Source organism: Crenobacter sp. CS_VA4 (assembly GCF_055597485.1).
In genome coordinates this window covers 201048-215704 of record NZ_JBVMAE010000001.1, presented here as the reverse complement: position 1 = coordinate 215704, position 14657 = coordinate 201048, and the positions used below count along the sequence as shown (strand labels likewise).

Below are 14657 nucleotides of genomic sequence, written 5' to 3'. Positions count from 1 at the left end.
GTGCACGCCCCGTGCGGTAAAGTTCCCGTCGCGGCTCAACCGGCGTTGCTGTCGTCCTCGTCGTGCGGCGCGGCGGTCTCGTCGGCCAGCGCGAACCAGTCGTTGACCACCTGTTCCACCGTGTCCATGCCCTGCTTCTTCAGGCTGGAGAACAGCTGCACGCTGACCGGCTGGCGTTCGGCGCGCTCGGCCAGCGCCTCTTTCACCCGGGCCAGCGTCTTGGCCTGCTCCTGGCGCGACAGTTTGTCGGCCTTGGACAGCAGGATGTGCACCGGCCGGCCGGTGTCGCCGAAGAAGTCGAGCATGCGAACGTCGAGGTCTTTGAGTGGATGGCGCGCGTCCATGATCAGGATCAGCCCGACCAGGCTCTGGCGGCTCTGCAGGTAGCGGCCGAGCAGTTGCACCCAGTGGGCGCGCACCGGTTCCGGTACCTGGGCGTAGCCGTAGCCCGGCAGGTCGACCATGAAGCGCTCGTCGCCCAGATCGAAGAAGTTGATGTGCTGAGTGCGGCCGGGGGTCTTGGAGACGTAGGCGAGCCGGGTGCGATTGGTCAGCGTGTTGATCGCGCTGGATTTGCCGGCGTTGGAGCGGCCGACGAACGCCACTTCGGCGCGAGTCGGCGGCAGATCTTTCAGGTGATTGACAGTGGTATAAAATGTAGCGTTCTGAAAGATAGACATAGTAGTAAGGCTGAAATCAGTTGGTATAGAATAGCAGGTTTAGAATTGCCACTCTTGCTGACAGTTACCGCATTCTCCTAAGGAGCGACCATGAAACCTAAGATGCTCTTGGCGCTGGCCGCCGCCGCCGTAGCTGGCAGCGCCTTCGCGGCCAGCCCGGTATACCAAGGCGACCCGGCAAAGGGCAAACTGATCGTGGATCAGGTGTGTGCCGCCTGCCACGGTGTCGATGGCAACAGCGCGGGGTCGAATTACCCGGCACTGGCCGGCCAACACCAGAAGTACATTCACGATCAGCTCCAGGCTTTCAAAGGCAATGCGCGCAAAAACCCGGTGATGATGGGGATGGCCGCTCCGCTGTCGGATGACGACATGTGGAACGTATCCGCGTACTTCAGCTCGCAGAAGATCAAGCCGCGTGAGGCCAACAACAAGTCGCAGATGGCGCTCGGCAAGCAGGTCTACCGCGTCGGCAACCCGGTCACCCGCGTGCCGGCCTGTATGGCCTGCCACGGCCCGGCCGGTTCCGGCATCCCGGACAAGTTCCCGCGCCTGGGCAGCCAGCACGCCGCTTATGTACTGACCCAGCTGAACAACTTCAAGGCCGGTACCGAGCGCAAGAACCCGGTGATGTCCGACATCGCGTCGCGGATGAGCGATGCCGAGATGAAGGCGGTGGCCGAATACATCTCCGGCCTGCGCTAAGCCGCGCGTGGCTGACCGCGCCGCAAGGCGCGGCGTCGGGCGCAACTTTCGTGCCCCGTGTTACTCAAAAGGGGAGCCCGCTCGGGGCTTCCCTTTTTTTGTGCCGTACAAATAGATGAAAACAAGCAAACGCCAGGCCGGTTTTGGTTCTTCCCTGTTCGAGTTGTTGAGCTCGATGCGTTTTGCCATCGGCCTGTTGACCATCCTGGCGATCGCCTCGGTGGTGGGCACGGTGCTCAAGCAGAACGAACCGTACCCCAATTACGCCTTCGAGTTCGGCCCGTTTTGGTTCCGCGTGTTCGAGGCGCTCGGCCTCTACGACGTGTACCACTCCGGCTGGTTCCTGGTGATCCTGGCCTTCCTGGTGCTGTCGACCGCGCTGTGCATCACGCGCAATGGTCCGGGCTTCCTCAAGGAGATGAAGGGCTTCCGCGACAAGGCGAGCAATGTGTCGCTCGCCGCGATGAAGCACAGCGTCGAGCTCCACGGCACCGTCAAGCCCGAGGCGCTGGCCGCCTACCTGAGCCGCGAGGGCTTCCGCTTCAAGGTGCGCGAGCGCGACGACGGCGCGACGCTGTTCGCCGCCAAGAAGGGCTCGGCCAACAAGCTCGGCTACTTCTGCGCGCACATCGCGATGGTGGTGATCTGTATCGGCGGCCTGCTCGACGGCAACCTGCCGCTGAAGCTCGGCGAGCTGGCCGGCCGGATCGTGCCGGAGACGCGCGACATCCCGCAAAGCCAGATTCCCGAGCCGAGCCGTCTGTCGGCCGGCAACCTGTCGTTCCGCGGTAACGTTACCATTGCCGAGAACAAGAGCGCCGACGTGATCTTCCTGAACGCCGGCAACGGCTACCTGGTGCAGGAGCTGCCGTTCATCGTCACGTTGAAGAAGTTCTATGTCGGCTACTACAGTAACGGCATGCCGAAACTGTTCGCCAGCGACATCGTGGTCACCGACAAGAAGACCGGCAAGGAGACCCCGGCGACGGTGAAGGTGAACCACCCGCTGATCGTCGACGGCATCGCGATCTACCAGGCGAGCTTCGGCGATGGTGGCTCGCCGCTCACGCTTACGGGCTGGAACCTGGCGCAGCCGGCGATGGCGCCGGTGACGCTGCGCGGCACCTCGCTGGCCTCGCAACCGTTGACGGCGAACGGCCGCGACTACCAGCTGGAATTCGGCGAGCTGCGCGTGTTCAACATCGAGAGCATGGGCGGCGCGCAGAACGACGCCAAGACGCTGGCCGACCGGATGCACGACGCGCGCGAGGTGAAGCGCGAGAAGGCGCTGAAGAACGTCGGCCCGAGCATCACCTTCAAGCTGCGCGACGCCCAGGGCCAGGCGCGCGAGTACCAGCAGTACATGGCGCCGATAGCGCAGGACGACGCGAGCTACCTGATCAGCGGCGTGCGTAGCGAGGTGGCCAAGCCGTTCCAGTTTCTGCGTCTGCCGCTCGACGACGACGGCAATATCGACACCTTCATGCGGCTGCGCACCGCCTTGCTCGACCCGGCGCTGTACGACCAGATCGCCGCGCGCACCGCCGCCAAGGCGCTGCAGGGCCAGGCGATCAGCCCGGCGATGCAGCAGCAGTTCCAGCGCAGCGTGACCTGGGTGCTGGCGCGCTTCGCGCAGGGCGGCTTCAGCGCGCTCGAGACCTTCCTCGACGAGCGCGTGCCGGCCGACAAGCGCCAGGCGGTGGCGCAGACCTATGTGAAGATCCTGCAAGGCGCGGTGGTCGACGTGATGGACGTGGCGCAAGCGCGTGCCGGCCTGAAACCGCTGCCGGCCGACGCCAGGCACTACCGCTTCCTGCTCGACAGCCTGGTCGGCGTCAGCGCCCTGAACGACTACGGCGCGCCGGTGTTCCTGCAGCTGACCGGTTTCGAGCAGGTGCAGGCGTCCGGCCTGCAGATGACCCGTAGCCCGGGCAAGAACCTGGTCTACCTCGGCGCCTTGCTGCTGGTGATCGGCATCCTGTTGATGTTCTACGTACGCGAAGTGCGCCTGTGGGTGCTGTGCTACGGCGACCGCCTGCGCGTGGCGATGAGCTCGAACCGCCCGAACCGCGACCTGGATCGCGATTTTGCGCGACATACCGAATCCCTGAATCAGCTGGTGCGAGACGCATGATGGAATTGGCTCACTCTTACGAAAATCCCCCGCTCCTGAAGCGGCTGTCGGCCGTCGACTGGGGCTACGCGCTCATGGTGCTGGCCGCCGCGGCGTATACCTACGTGCTGTACGGCGAGGTGCTGGACTACTACGAGGTGACGATCCTGGCCGGCGCCTCGCTCGGCCTGGTCGCGCTCGGCTGGTTCTGGAAGGCGTGGCGGGTGTTCTTCCCGCTGACCGGTGCGCTGGCGCTCGGCGCGATCAGCCTGTACCACGGCGATCTCACGCGCAGCCAGAGCGCGTTCTGGCTCAAGTACGCGCTGTCCAGCCAGTCGGCGATCATGTGGATGTGCACGCTGTTCTTCCTCGCCGCGCTGGTGTACTGGGCCGGGCTGATCCGCCGCTCCGAGACGCTGCAGAAGATGGGCAGCAGCCTGACCTGGGCGGCGGCGGCGATGGGCCTGACCGGCCTGTTCGTGCGCTGGTACGAGAGCTATCTGATCGGTAGCGACGTCGGCCACATCCCGGTGTCGAACCTGTACGAAGTGTTCGTGCTGTTCTGTCTGATCACCTCGCTGATGTACCTGTACTACGAGGCCAAGTTCGCCGCACGGCAGATGGGCGCCTTCGTGCTGTTGGTGATCACCGCGGCGGTCGGCTTCATCCTCTGGTACACCTTCGACCGCCAGGCGCACGAGATCCAGCCGCTGATCCCGGCCTTGCAGTCGTGGTGGATGAAGATCCACGTGCCGGCCAACTTCGTCGGCTACGGCGCGTTCTCGATGGCGGCGATGCTCGGCATCGCCGAGCTGTTGGTGCTGCGCGACGCCAAGCGCGCCGAGTCGGCCGGTGACGGCGCGCAGCCGGGCTGGTTCGCCCGCCGCCTGCCGAGCGCCGAGGTGATCGACGAGGTGATGTACAAGGCGATCGCGCTCGGCTTCCTGTTCTTCACCATCGCGACGATACTCGGCGCGATGTGGGCGGCCGACGCCTGGGGCGGCTACTGGAGCTGGGACCCGAAGGAGACCTGGGCGCTGATCGTCTGGCTGAACTACGCGGCCTGGCTGCACATCCGCCTGGTGAAGGGCTGGCGCGGCGAGCCGCTGGCGTGGTGGGCGGTGATCGGCGTGTTCGTCACCAGCTTCGCCTTCCTCGGCGTGAACATGTTCCTGTCGGGCCTGCACTCCTACGGCGGCCTGTAAGCCGTTACCACCAAGGTTGGCCGAACGCTTCGGCCAACCTTGACCCCTTCGACCCCGGCGGTGTCCTGCGACGCGCCAGGGTTGCTCGTTTCAGGCCCTCGGCCGACGCAGGCTTTGACCGCCGCGCGGCGGCCCGGCAGCATGGCGGGCCCACGATAGTTTTCCCGACCCGCGATGCCCTGGTTCCTGTATGTGATCGAATGCGCCGGTGGCCGGCTCTATACCGGCATCAGCACCGACGTGGCGCGCCGCTACGCGACGCACGCCGCCGGCAAGGGCGCGCGCTACACCCGGCTGAACCCGCCCGAGCGGTTGCTGCTGACGGTGGAGTTTGCCGACCGCTCGAACGCGCTGAAGGCCGAATACGCGTTCAAGCAGTTGTCCGCCGCCGAGAAACGCGCGTTCTGCACGCGCCACGGCGAGTCCCGATAGGCAGGGCCGGCCGTGGCAGCGTCCGGCCCTGCAACGGTGCTTAACCCGCCGGCGGCCAGGCAGTGATCTCGACGCTCTCCAGCCGGCGCCCCCGTTCCAGCTCGAAGCCGACCGCACCGTTCAGCGTGGTGCCCGGCGCCAGCGTACCCCGGGTCAGTTCGCGGTCCATCAGCCCCGGCGTCAGCCGCCGGCCGAGGTCGTCGCGGCCGTACAGCTTCAGCTTGTCGAGCGAACGCGGCTGGGCGGAAGTATTGGTCAGCGCGATGTGCGCGACCACCCGGCCCGGCTCCGGCGTCTCCAGCATGTGCACCTTCAGCGGCACGGCGGTCGGTGGCGCGGCGTGGGCGAGGCCGGCAGCGAGAGTCAGGCAGGCGGCGAGCAGCATGGCTTTCATGCGGGGATCCTTGGGTGCGTGGGCAGGGGAGGGTGGCTGCCTATCTTCGACCAAGCGGGCACGGCACGGCAGCCGCTTCGTGTGGGATTTGGGTGACGGTTGGTGACGGCCGGTCGGCGTGCCACAATTGTGCTTATTTGCCGGAGCCTTGCCATGAGCCTGCACTACCACCTGATCCCGGTCACCCCGTTCGCGCAGAACTGCTCGGTGCTGTGGTGCGACGTCACCCGCCGCGCCGCGGTGGTCGACGCCGGCGGCGACATCGCGCGCATCAAGGGCTGGGTCGACGCACAGGGCCTGACCGTCGAGAAGCTGCTGCTCACCCACGGCCACATCGACCACGCCGGCGGCGCGGCGGCGCTGGCCGCCGAACTCGGCGTCGCGATCGAGGGGCCGCAGTCGGCCGAAAGCTTCTGGCTCGACCAGCTGCCGACGCAGGGACAGATGTTCGGCTTCCCGAGGAGCGAGGCGCTGACGCCGGACCGCTGGCTGGAAGAGGGCGACACGGTCAGCGTCGGCGACGAGACGCTGAGCGTGATCCACTGCCCGGGTCACACCCCCGGCCACGTGGTGTTCTACAGCGCCGCGGCCGGGCTGCTGGTCGCCGGCGACGTGCTGTTCCAGGGCTCGATCGGCCGCACCGACTTCCCGATGGGCAACCACCAGCAGCTGCTCGACGCGATCCGGCTAAAGCTGTTCCTGTTGCCCGACGACACCACGGTGATCCCCGGCCACGGCCCGCTCACCACGATCGGCGCCGAGAAGCGCCACAACCCCTTCGTCGCCGACCCGCGCTACCGCTGATGTCGCCCGATTTTGACCGCGCGGTGCTGGCGCAGCTGGCTCGGGTCCCGCCGGGCCACGTCACCACCTACGGCACCCTCGCCGAGCTGGCCGGCTACCCGCGCCACGCCCGCCACGTCGGCCGGCTGCTCGGCCATCTGCCGGACGGGGCGATCGTGCCGTGGCACCGGGTGGTCGGCAGCGGTGGCCGGATCGCCCGGCCGGGCACGCCGGGGGCCGACTACCAGCGGCTGCTGCTCGACGCCGAAGGGGTCGAGGTGGAAGGCAGCGGCCGGGTCGACCTGCGTCGTTACGGCTGGCCGGCCGGCCGTTTCGACTGACGCGGCACGCCGCTTCCCGTGGGCCGTTCGGCCAACGTTGTATCGACGACGCCACCGCGATGCGGTGGCGTTTTGTTTGTCGGTCCCGCCAAAAAAAATGCCACCGCATTGCGGTGGCGAAAAGGATGGAGATTGACAAGAAACCGTGCAGTTACCGCCGATTCCACTGGCGCTGTGTATCGGTATCATCTTAGCGTAAAGCTATAATCCTCACCGTCATTTTTCAGCAAATATTTATGAAAGCAGCCGTATTTTGTTGTTTTGTTGATTAATGATGAATGGGTGACGACAGGGCTGCCCGGTCTGTGGGGGATCGCAGCCTGGGGCTTCTGATGGTGGCGTGGACAGTTCAGGCGGCCCGCGGCAAGGCGGGGCCGTGACGGCGAAGGAGGGGAACCGACGGGCTCGGGCAGAACGGTTCGGGCAATGCCGACGTGCCGGGCTCATCAGGGCGCCGTGCGGATGCTCACCGGCGACGGCGGCCGGTGCGCCGCCAGTCACGATGCGACATGAAAAGCAGAGCCGGTCGGGGCCGGCTATCTCGGCGGGCAGTCAGCCGCGCAGCCGCAGCGTCAGCCCCTTCAGGAAGTTGCGCAGGAACTGGTCGCCGCAGGGCCGGTAGTTCTTGTGGTCCGGGCTACGGAACAGCGCCGACAGCTCGGGCTTGGAGACCCGGAAGTTGGCCAGCTTCAGCGTCTCGATCACGTCGTCTTCCTTCAGTTCGAACGCGACGCGCAGTTTCTTCAGCACTAGGTTGTGCGACATCGGTTCGAGCGGCGGCTGGCGGTCGCTCGGGCCGCGCCGCTCGACGATCAGGCCGTCGAGGTAGGCGGACAACACGGCGGCCGGGCAGTCGCGAAAGCCCTCCTCGTCGTCCTTCTTGAGGTAGGCGGCCAGCGCCTCGCGGTCGACTTCTTGTCCGGCGAGGGCGATCACCTCGACCATCTTGGTCTCGCTGCTGTCGAGCAGGTAGCGCAGGCTGCGCAGGATGTCGTTATTGGTCATGGTAGCTAGGGCCTGGAATGGGTCGGGGCGGATGATAGCGTGAATCGCACCTCAGAATCGGTTCTCAACGCGTCGCGAGCGGGCGTCAGCTCGGGGCGGACGGAGCGCAGGAACCGGAATGTACATGGAGTACATGAGGATTCCCGATCGCTGAGCGTATTACAAATACGCACGCCGACCGCCCAACCCGAGATTACGCCTGCGCAGTAGCTTTGAGGACGGATTCTCAGCCGCGGCCGTTCGCCTGGCGATACAACTGGATTAGCCGCGCGGTCGAGCTGTCGTGCGGCGCCTCCGTCAGCTTGCCGGTCAGCTCGGCGTGGATGGTCTTGGCCAGCTGCTTGCCCAGTTCCACCCCCCACTGGTCGAACGAGTTGATGTGCCAGATCACCCCCTGCACGAAGATCTTGTGCTCGTAGAGCGCGATCAGCGAGCCGAGGTTGCGCGGGTCGAGTCGCGACATCAACAGCGTGTTGGTCGGCCGGTTGCCGCCGAACACCTTGTGCGGCACCAGCGCCTCCAGCGCGTCGCCGGACAGGCCCTGTTCGGCCAACTCCTCGCGCACCTCGTCGGCGGTCTTGCCGCGCATGAACGCCTCGGCCTGCGCGAACACGTTGGCGAGCAGGATCTCGTGGTGGCCGGGCAGGCTGGAGCGGTTCTCCAGCGACGCGATCAGGTCGATCGGCGAGATGTGCGTGCCCTGGTGCAAGAGCTGGAAGAACGCGTGCTGGCCGTTGATGCCGGTCTCGCCCCAGATGATCGGCGCGGTCTCGAAGTCGACCGGGCTGCCGTCGAGCATCACCTGCTTGCCGTTGCTCTCCATGTCGAGCTGCTGAATGAACGCCGGCAGCCGGTGCAGGTACTGGTCGTACGGCGCGATCACGTGCGAGCCGCCGCCGTAGAAGTTGATGTACCAGATGCCGACCATCGCCAACAGCACCGGCATGTTCGCCTCGAGCGGTGCGCTCTTGAAGTGCTGGTCCATGCTGTGCGCGCCGTTCAACAGCTCGGTGAAGTTCTCCTCGCCCAGGTACAGCATGATCGGCAGGCCGATCGCCGACCACAGGCTGTAGCGGCCGCCGACCCAGTCCCAGAACTCGAACATATTCGCCGGGTCGATGCCGAAGTCGGCGACCGCCTGCTTATTGGTCGACACCGCGACGAAGTGCTTGGCGACCGCCTTCTCGTCGCGCGAGCGCGCCAGGAACCATTCGCGCGCGGTGATCGCGTTGGTCAGCGTCTCCTGCGTGGTGAAGGTCTTCGATTCGACCACGAACAGCGTGGTCTCAGAGTGCACCCGCTTCAGCGTCTCTTTCAGCTGCGCGCCGTCGACGTTGGAGACGAAGTGCATGTTCAGGCGCGGGTGGCCGTACGGTTTGAGTGCGCTACAGACCATCAGGGGGCCGAGATCCGAGCCGCCGATGCCGATGCTGACGATGTCGGTGATCGGCTGGTTGGTGTAGCCGAGCCACTCGCCCGAGCGCACCGAGTGCGCGAAGCGGGTCATCCGCTCCAGCACCGAGTTGACCTGCGGCATCACGTCGACGCCGTCGACGCGGATCGGCGCGTTGGTGCGGTTGCGCAAGGCGATGTGCAGCGCGGCGCGGTTCTCGGTGGTGTTGAGCTTCTCGCCCTTGAACATCGCCTTGATCTTGGCCGGCAGGCCGACCTGGTGCGCCAGCTCCATCAAGAGCGCCAGCGTGTCGTCGGCGATGCGGTTCTTCGAGTAGTCGAGAAACAGCCCGTCCACCTCCAGCGAGTAGCGCTCGGCGCGGCCCGGGTCGGTGGCGAACAATTCGCGCATGTGCACGTCCTTCGCCGCGGCGAAGTGGTCCCACAGCGCCTTCCAGGCGGGTAGCTCGGTGAGCAGGCTCATGATTCTCCTCGATCGCTCAGGGGTGGTTGGCGCAGCCGCTTGCGGGTCAGGCTGCGTTTGACTCTTTCCAGCTGCGGGATCAGCGCCGGGCCGCGCTTTAGGGCGACGCCGACCGCCAGCACGTCGATCAGCACCAGGTGCACCAGGCGCGACAGCATCGGGCTGTAGGTGTCGGCGTCCTCGGGCACATCGGCGGCCAGCACCAGGTCGGCGTGTTCGGCCAACGGCGAGTGCGGCTTGGTGATCGCGATCACCGTCGCGCCGTTGGCGTGCGCCAGCGCCACCGCCTCGATCAGGTCGACGGTGCGGCCGGTGTTGGAGATCGCCACCACCACGTCGCCTTCGCCGAGCAAGGTCGCCGCCATCGCCTGCACGTGCGGGTCGTTGTACGACACGGTCGGCAGGCCGAAGCGGAAGAACTTGTGCTGCGCGTCGGCGGCGGTGATACCGGAGTTGCCGAGGCCGTAGAACTCGACCCGGCGCGCCTTGTTCAGCACCTCGACCGCTGCCTCGACCGCGACCGGCTCGACCTGGTTGCGGCAGGCGATCAGCGCGGCGACGGTGTTGTCGAACACCTTGGCGGCGATGTCGTGCATCGCGTCGTCGGGGCGCACTGCGGCGTGCACATAGGGCACGCCCGGCATCAGGCTGGCGGCGAGCTTGAGCTTGAAGTCGGACAGGCCGGAAAGGCCGAGCGAGCGGCAGAAGCGGATCACGGTCGGCTGGCTGACGCCGGCGCGTCGGGCGATCTCGCCGACCGCCTCCTGCATCACCGTGTACGGCTGCGCCAGCACCAGCTCGGCGACCTTGCGCTCGGCGGCCGACAGGGCCGGCAGCTCCTGGCGCACCCGCTCGAGCAGGTTGCCGGCTTCCATCGACGGGGTGTCGGGATGGCTGCTCATGGCGACCAGTACACGGTGAGCGGCAGCGCGAGCAAGGCGCCGACCGGGTAGCGTTGCACGTCCGCTTCGGCGATCGTGGCGATGGCGCGTTTGCCCGCACCGTTGATCGCCAGGAGCCGCGTCTCGGCGGCGGCCAGCGCGGCCAGCGTCAGCGTCAGCCGGCGGTGTGGTGCGGCAGGCGGCGTGATCGCGATCACCTTATTAGGGCTCGCCGGGTCGAGCCCTTCGGCCAACCCTTCCGCGTCGGGGAACAAGGACGCGGTGTGGCCGTCCTCGCCCATGCCGAGCACCGCGACGGTGAGTTCAGGCAGTTCGCGCTCGAGACGCTCGATGTCGGCGGCCGGGTCGGCCGGGTCGGTGACGAAGGGGACGAAACGCGCCGCGGCGGCTTTGCCCGCCAGCAGGTGTTCGCGCACCAGCCGGGCGTTGCTGTCCGGGTGCTCGGCCGGCACCACGCGCTCGTCGACCAGCGTCACGGTGACGCGTGACCAGTCGAGGTCGGCGCCGGACAGCGCGGTGAACAAGGCGATCGGCGATCGGCCGCCGGACACAGCCAGCGCGGCGGCGCCGTCGCGGTCGATCGCGGCCTGCAGCCAGCCGGCGATCGCGGCGGCTAAGGCGGCGGCCTGCGCGGCGGGGGTGTCGAAAGTCTGCCAGTGGGCGCTCATAGGGGTCCTGTCGGTTAGTGTCAGCTTTCCTCGTGCCAGGCGACGCCGTTGCGCGACAACAGCGCGCTCGACGCGGCCGGGCCCCAGCTGCCGGCGGTGTACTGTTTGGGCGGCGTGGTCGCCGCCTCCCAGGTTTCGATGATCGGCTCGACCCAGCGCCACGCCTCGACCAGCTCGTCGCGACGCATGAACAGAGCGAGGCGGCCGCGGATCACGTCGAGCAGCAGGCGTTCGTAGGCGTCGGCGCGGCGCGAGCGCGACATCTCGTGGAAATCGAGGTTCAGGTAGGCCGGCTGCAGCACCAGCGAGTCGCCCGGCGCCTTGGCCATGAAGTGCAGGCGGATGCTCTCCTCCGGTTGCAGGCGGATCACCAGCTGGTTGGCCGAAAGGCCGGAGGGGCCCGGCACCAGCTTGTGCGGCACGTCGCGGAAATTGATCACGATCTCGGCGACCCGTTCCTGCAGCCGCTTGCCGGTGCGCAGGAAGAACGGCACGCCGGCCCAGCGCCAGTTGTCGATCTCGGCCTTGATCGCGACGAAGGTCTCGGTACGGCTGGACGGCGGGATGTGGTCCTCTTCCAGGTAGCCCTTCACCGGCCGTCCGCTCACCGCGCCGGCCTTGTACTGGCCGCGTACCGTCTTGTTGGCGACGTCGTCGGTGCTGAACGGCCGCAGCGACTTGACCACCTTGAGCTTCTCGTCGCGGATCGCGTCGGCGTCGAGGCTGGCCGGCGGCTCCATCGCCACGAAGCAGAGCAATTGCAGCAGGTGGTTCTGCACCATGTCCCTGAGCGCCCCGGTGTTGTCGTAGAAGTCGCCGCGGCTCTCGACGCCGAGGTCCTCGGCGATGGTGATCTGCACGTCGCGCACCCATTCGCGCCGCCACAACGGTTCGAACAGCGCGTTGCCGAAGCGGATCGCCAGCAGGTTCTGCACCGACTCCTTGCCGAGATAGTGGTCGATCCGGTACAGCTGGTCCTCGGCGAAGTGTTTCGCTACCGCGTCGTTGATCGCGTTCGACGAGTCGAGGTCGTGGCCGAGCGGCTTCTCCAGCACCACGCGCACATGCTTGTCGTTCAGGTCGACCGCGGCCAGGTTCTCGCAGATGCCCGCGAACAGGTCGGGCGCGGTGGCGAGGTAACAGACCACCACCCGCTGCGGATGGCCGGCGAGCTTTTCGGCCAGGCCGGGGTAGCCGGCGGCGTCGGACGCATCGAGGCGGAAATAGTCGATCCGCTCGCAGAAGTGCTGCCACTGGCCGGCGTCGAAGTATTCCTTGATGTGAACCCGCGCGTGCTCCTCGACGAAGCCGAGGTATTGCTCACGCGACCAGTCCTTGCGGCCGAGCGCCAGCAGGCGGCCGTCGGTGTTCAGCGAACCGGCGGCGTGCGCCTGATAGAGCGCCGGCAGCAGTTTGCGCATCACCAGGTCGCCGGTGCCGCCGAACAGCACCATGTCGAATGCGGGGGTAGGGTTCACGCCGGGTCTCCGTGGCAGGTAGTGGTAATGTAGTAATACTACCAAAGCGTGGGGGCTTGTCCAGCCAGTTTAGCGGGTGCCGCGCCGATTCGGCATTCCGCGGGCTAAACGCACGAATTGTTTGGTGTTTTTGCGACGGCGTCCGGGCGCTTGCGGCGGTACGGCTTGCATTTTGTTTGTAGTAAAACTACCATCTGGGTATCGTTTTCTACCGCCCGGACCGTTGCCATGCCGCTGCATCCTGTCGTTGCCGAGGTCACCCGCCGCATTGCCGCCCGTAGCCTACCGACCCGCGCCGCCTATTTGGCGCACGTCGCCGCGGCGCAGAAGCATGGCCGGGTCGAGCGCAGCCAGCTCTCCTGTACCAACCAGGCGCACGCGTTCGCGGCGATGCCGGACGACGCCAAGTTCCGCCTGAAGGCGGTCGAGCGTCCGAACCTGGCGATCGTGTCCGCGTACAACGACATGCTGTCGGCGCACCAGCCGCTCGAGGCGTTCCCGGCCTGGATCAAGGACGAAGCCTTGCGTGCCGGCGCCACCGCGCAGTTTGCCGGCGGCGTGCCGGCGATGTGCGACGGCGTGACGCAGGGCCAGGCCGGCATGGAATTGAGTCTGTTCTCGCGCGACGTGATCGCGATGAGCACGGCGGTGGCGCTGTCGCACCAGATGTTCGACGCGGCGCTGTACCTAGGCGTCTGCGACAAGATCGTGCCTGGCTTGATGATCGGTGCGCTGACCTTCGGCCACCTGCCGGCGCTGTTCGTGCCGGCCGGGCCGATGACCACCGGTATGTCCAACGACGAGAAGGCGCACATCCGCCAGCTCTACGCCGAAGGCAAGGTCGGCCGCGCCGAGTTGCTCGAGTCCGAGTCGCAGAGCTACCACGGTCCGGGCACCTGCACCTTCTACGGCACCGCCAACTCCAACCAGATGCTGATGGAGATCATGGGCCTGCACCTGCCGGGCACTGCCTTCGTCAACCCGAACACGCCGCTGCGCGAGGCGCTGACCCGCGCCGCTGCGCGGCGTGCGGTACAGATTTCCAACCAAGGTGACACGCCGACCCCGGTCGGCCACGTGATCGACGAGAAAGCCATCGTCAACGGCATCGTCGGCCTCTTGGCCACCGGCGGCTCGACCAACCACACCCTGCACCTGGTCGCGATCGCCCGCGCGGCCGGCCTCGACATCTCATGGGACGATTTTGACGAGCTGTCGAGCGTCGTGCCGTTGCTGGCACGCGTCTATCCCAACGGTGGCGCCGACGTGAACCATTTTCACGCCGCCGGCGGCATCGGTTTCGTGATCCGCGAGCTGTTGTCCGCGGGTCTGCTGCACGACGACGTCAACACCGTCGCGGGCAAGGGACTGACGCACTATACGAATGAACCGTGGCTCGACAACGGCCAGCTCGCTTGGCGCCCGGCACCGGCGGTGTCCGGCGACCTGGACGTGCTGCGTCCGGCGTCGCAGCCGTTCTCGGCCGACGGCGGACTGAAGCTCATCACCGGGCCGCTGGGTCGCGCGGTGATCAAGGTGTCGGCGGTGAAGCCGGAACACCGGCTGGTCGAAGCACCGGCGCTGGTGTTCGACAGCCAGGACGCCTTGCTCGACGCGTTCAAGCGCGGCGAGCTGGAGCGCGACTTCATCGCGGTGATCCGCTTCCAGGGCCCGCGCGCCAACGGCATGCCCGAGCTGCACAAGCTGACCCCGACCCTGGCGGTGCTGATGGGCCGTGGCTTCAAGGTGGCGCTGGTCACCGACGGCCGGATGTCCGGCGCGTCCGGCAAGGTGCCGGCGGCGATCCACGTCAGCCCCGAGGCGCTCGACGGCGGCGCGATCGCCAAGCTGCGCGACGGCGACCCGCTGCGCCTCGACGCCGACGCCGGCACGCTCGACGTGCTGGTCGACGCGGCCGAGTGGGCGGCCCGCCCGCTGGCTTCGGCCGACCTGTCCGGCAACGACTTCGGCGTCGGCCGCGAGCTGTTCGCCGGTTTCCGCCACACCGCCGACCGCGCCGAGGCCGGCGCGATGAGTTTCCGCCACCCGCTGTGGCACCCCAACAAGGATTGATG

14 protein-coding genes and 1 other RNA gene are annotated in these 14657 nt (G+C 67.0%); 7 read left to right on the top strand and 8 right to left on the bottom strand.

What is annotated here, in order from left to right; translation table 11 throughout:
* Nucleotides 1–35: 35 nt before the first annotated feature.
* On the bottom strand, nt 36–680 hold the full coding sequence (gene yihA, locus ACZ2IA_RS01050; protein WP_470290695.1) for a ribosome biogenesis GTP-binding protein YihA/YsxC: 645 nt from the start codon (nt 678–680) through the stop codon (nt 36–38).
* A gap of 90 nt (nt 681–770) precedes the next feature.
* Between yihA and ACZ2IA_RS01045 the strand changes: the two genes are divergently transcribed.
* The 4 genes from ACZ2IA_RS01045 (at nt 771) to ACZ2IA_RS01030 (ending at nt 5135) form a co-directional block, all read left to right on the top strand.
* Nucleotides 771–1385: a c-type cytochrome gene (locus tag ACZ2IA_RS01045; RefSeq protein WP_470290694.1), complete on the top strand. Its 615-nt coding sequence runs from the start codon at nt 771–773 to the stop codon at nt 1383–1385.
* A gap of 115 nt (nt 1386–1500) precedes the next feature.
* The gene (locus ACZ2IA_RS01040; RefSeq protein ID WP_470290693.1) at nt 1501–3519 is read left to right on the top strand and encodes a cytochrome c biogenesis protein ResB; all 2019 of its coding nucleotides are present in this window, start codon (nt 1501–1503) and stop codon (nt 3517–3519) included.
* Complete coding sequence (gene ccsB / locus ACZ2IA_RS01035; protein ID WP_470290840.1) at nt 3519–4703, top strand: c-type cytochrome biogenesis protein CcsB; 1185 nt, start codon at nt 3519–3521, stop codon at nt 4701–4703. Before ACZ2IA_RS01040 ends, ccsB begins: the two co-directional genes overlap by 1 nt.
* A gap of 174 nt (nt 4704–4877) precedes the next feature.
* Entirely contained in the window at nt 4878–5135 is a 258-nt protein-coding gene (locus ACZ2IA_RS01030) for a GIY-YIG nuclease family protein (RefSeq protein ID WP_470290692.1), read from the top strand.
* A gap of 40 nt (nt 5136–5175) precedes the next feature.
* Here ACZ2IA_RS01030 and ACZ2IA_RS01025 read toward each other — a convergent pair whose 3' ends face one another.
* Nucleotides 5176–5529: a DUF4352 domain-containing protein gene (locus ACZ2IA_RS01025; RefSeq protein WP_470290691.1), complete on the bottom strand. Its 354-nt coding sequence runs from the start codon at nt 5527–5529 to the stop codon at nt 5176–5178.
* Nucleotides 5530–5682: 153 nt separating this feature from the next.
* Here ACZ2IA_RS01025 and ACZ2IA_RS01020 point away from each other — a divergent pair, with 153 nt between their 5' ends.
* Together ACZ2IA_RS01020 and ACZ2IA_RS01015 are read left to right on the top strand one after the other, a co-directional pair.
* Nucleotides 5683–6333 carry an MBL fold metallo-hydrolase gene (locus ACZ2IA_RS01020; protein ID WP_470290690.1) on the top strand — a complete coding sequence of 217 codons (651 nt, stop codon included), beginning with the start codon at nt 5683–5685 and terminating at the stop codon, nt 6331–6333.
* Nucleotides 6333–6653: an MGMT family protein gene (locus tag ACZ2IA_RS01015; RefSeq protein ID WP_470290689.1), complete on the top strand. Its 321-nt coding sequence runs from the start codon at nt 6333–6335 to the stop codon at nt 6651–6653. The genes ACZ2IA_RS01020 and ACZ2IA_RS01015 overlap by 1 nt, the downstream gene beginning before the upstream one ends.
* A gap of 552 nt (nt 6654–7205) precedes the next feature.
* Here the strand turns inward: ACZ2IA_RS01015 and ACZ2IA_RS01010 are convergent.
* The 6 genes from ACZ2IA_RS01010 to zwf all read right to left on the bottom strand — a co-directional run bounded on the left by ACZ2IA_RS01010 (nt 7206) and on the right by zwf (nt 12582).
* A complete protein-coding gene (locus tag ACZ2IA_RS01010; protein ID WP_470290688.1) occupies nt 7206–7658 on the bottom strand; it encodes a YehS family protein in 453 nt (150 codons plus the stop codon).
* A 59-nt stretch (nt 7659–7717) separates the two neighbouring features.
* Nucleotides 7718–7793, bottom strand: a non-coding RNA gene (locus ACZ2IA_RS01005) — sX9 sRNA.
* A 91-nt stretch (nt 7794–7884) separates the two neighbouring features.
* Nucleotides 7885–9534: a glucose-6-phosphate isomerase gene (pgi, locus tag ACZ2IA_RS01000; RefSeq protein ID WP_470290687.1), complete on the bottom strand. Its 1650-nt coding sequence runs from the start codon at nt 9532–9534 to the stop codon at nt 7885–7887.
* Nucleotides 9531–10394 carry a transcriptional regulator HexR gene (gene hexR / locus ACZ2IA_RS00995; protein ID WP_470290839.1) on the bottom strand — a complete coding sequence of 288 codons (864 nt, stop codon included), beginning with the start codon at nt 10392–10394 and terminating at the stop codon, nt 9531–9533. Before hexR ends, pgi begins: the two co-directional genes overlap by 4 nt.
* A gap of 38 nt (nt 10395–10432) precedes the next feature.
* Nucleotides 10433–11104, bottom strand: a complete 672-nt coding sequence (gene pgl / locus ACZ2IA_RS00990; RefSeq protein ID WP_470290686.1) for a 6-phosphogluconolactonase — start codon at nt 11102–11104, stop codon at nt 10433–10435.
* Nucleotides 11105–11124: 20 nt separating this feature from the next.
* Complete coding sequence (gene zwf / locus ACZ2IA_RS00985; protein ID WP_470290685.1) at nt 11125–12582, bottom strand: glucose-6-phosphate dehydrogenase; 1458 nt, start codon at nt 12580–12582, stop codon at nt 11125–11127.
* Between the two features lie 228 nt (nt 12583–12810).
* Between zwf and edd the strand changes: the two genes are divergently transcribed.
* Nucleotides 12811–14655: a phosphogluconate dehydratase gene (gene edd, locus ACZ2IA_RS00980; RefSeq protein WP_470290684.1), complete on the top strand. Its 1845-nt coding sequence runs from the start codon at nt 12811–12813 to the stop codon at nt 14653–14655.
* Nucleotides 14656–14657 lie beyond the last annotated feature (2 nt).

Coding starts and splice junctions, on each gene's coding strand:
- ACZ2IA_RS01040 (WP_470290693.1), top strand. CDS start 1,501: ATGAAAACAAGCAAACGCCAGGCCGGTTTTGGTTCTTCCCTGTTCGAG.
- ccsB (WP_470290840.1), top strand. CDS start 3,519: ATGGAATTGGCTCACTCTTACGAAAATCCCCCGCTCCTGAAGCGGCTG.
- ACZ2IA_RS01015 (WP_470290689.1), top strand. CDS start 6,333: ATGTCGCCCGATTTTGACCGCGCGGTGCTGGCGCAGCTGGCTCGGGTC.
- ACZ2IA_RS01045 (WP_470290694.1), top strand. CDS start 771: ATGAAACCTAAGATGCTCTTGGCGCTGGCCGCCGCCGCCGTAGCTGGC.
- yihA (WP_470290695.1), bottom strand. CDS start 680: ATGTCTATCTTTCAGAACGCTACATTTTATACCACTGTCAATCACCTG.
- pgl (WP_470290686.1), bottom strand. CDS start 11,104: ATGAGCGCCCACTGGCAGACTTTCGACACCCCCGCCGCGCAGGCCGCC.
- ACZ2IA_RS01025 (WP_470290691.1), bottom strand. CDS start 5,529: ATGAAAGCCATGCTGCTCGCCGCCTGCCTGACTCTCGCTGCCGGCCTC.
- pgi (WP_470290687.1), bottom strand. CDS start 9,534: ATGAGCCTGCTCACCGAGCTACCCGCCTGGAAGGCGCTGTGGGACCAC.
- ACZ2IA_RS01020 (WP_470290690.1), top strand. CDS start 5,683: ATGAGCCTGCACTACCACCTGATCCCGGTCACCCCGTTCGCGCAGAAC.
- ACZ2IA_RS01010 (WP_470290688.1), bottom strand. CDS start 7,658: ATGACCAATAACGACATCCTGCGCAGCCTGCGCTACCTGCTCGACAGC.
- ACZ2IA_RS01030 (WP_470290692.1), top strand. CDS start 4,878: ATGCCCTGGTTCCTGTATGTGATCGAATGCGCCGGTGGCCGGCTCTAT.
- edd (WP_470290684.1), top strand. CDS start 12,811: ATGCCGCTGCATCCTGTCGTTGCCGAGGTCACCCGCCGCATTGCCGCC.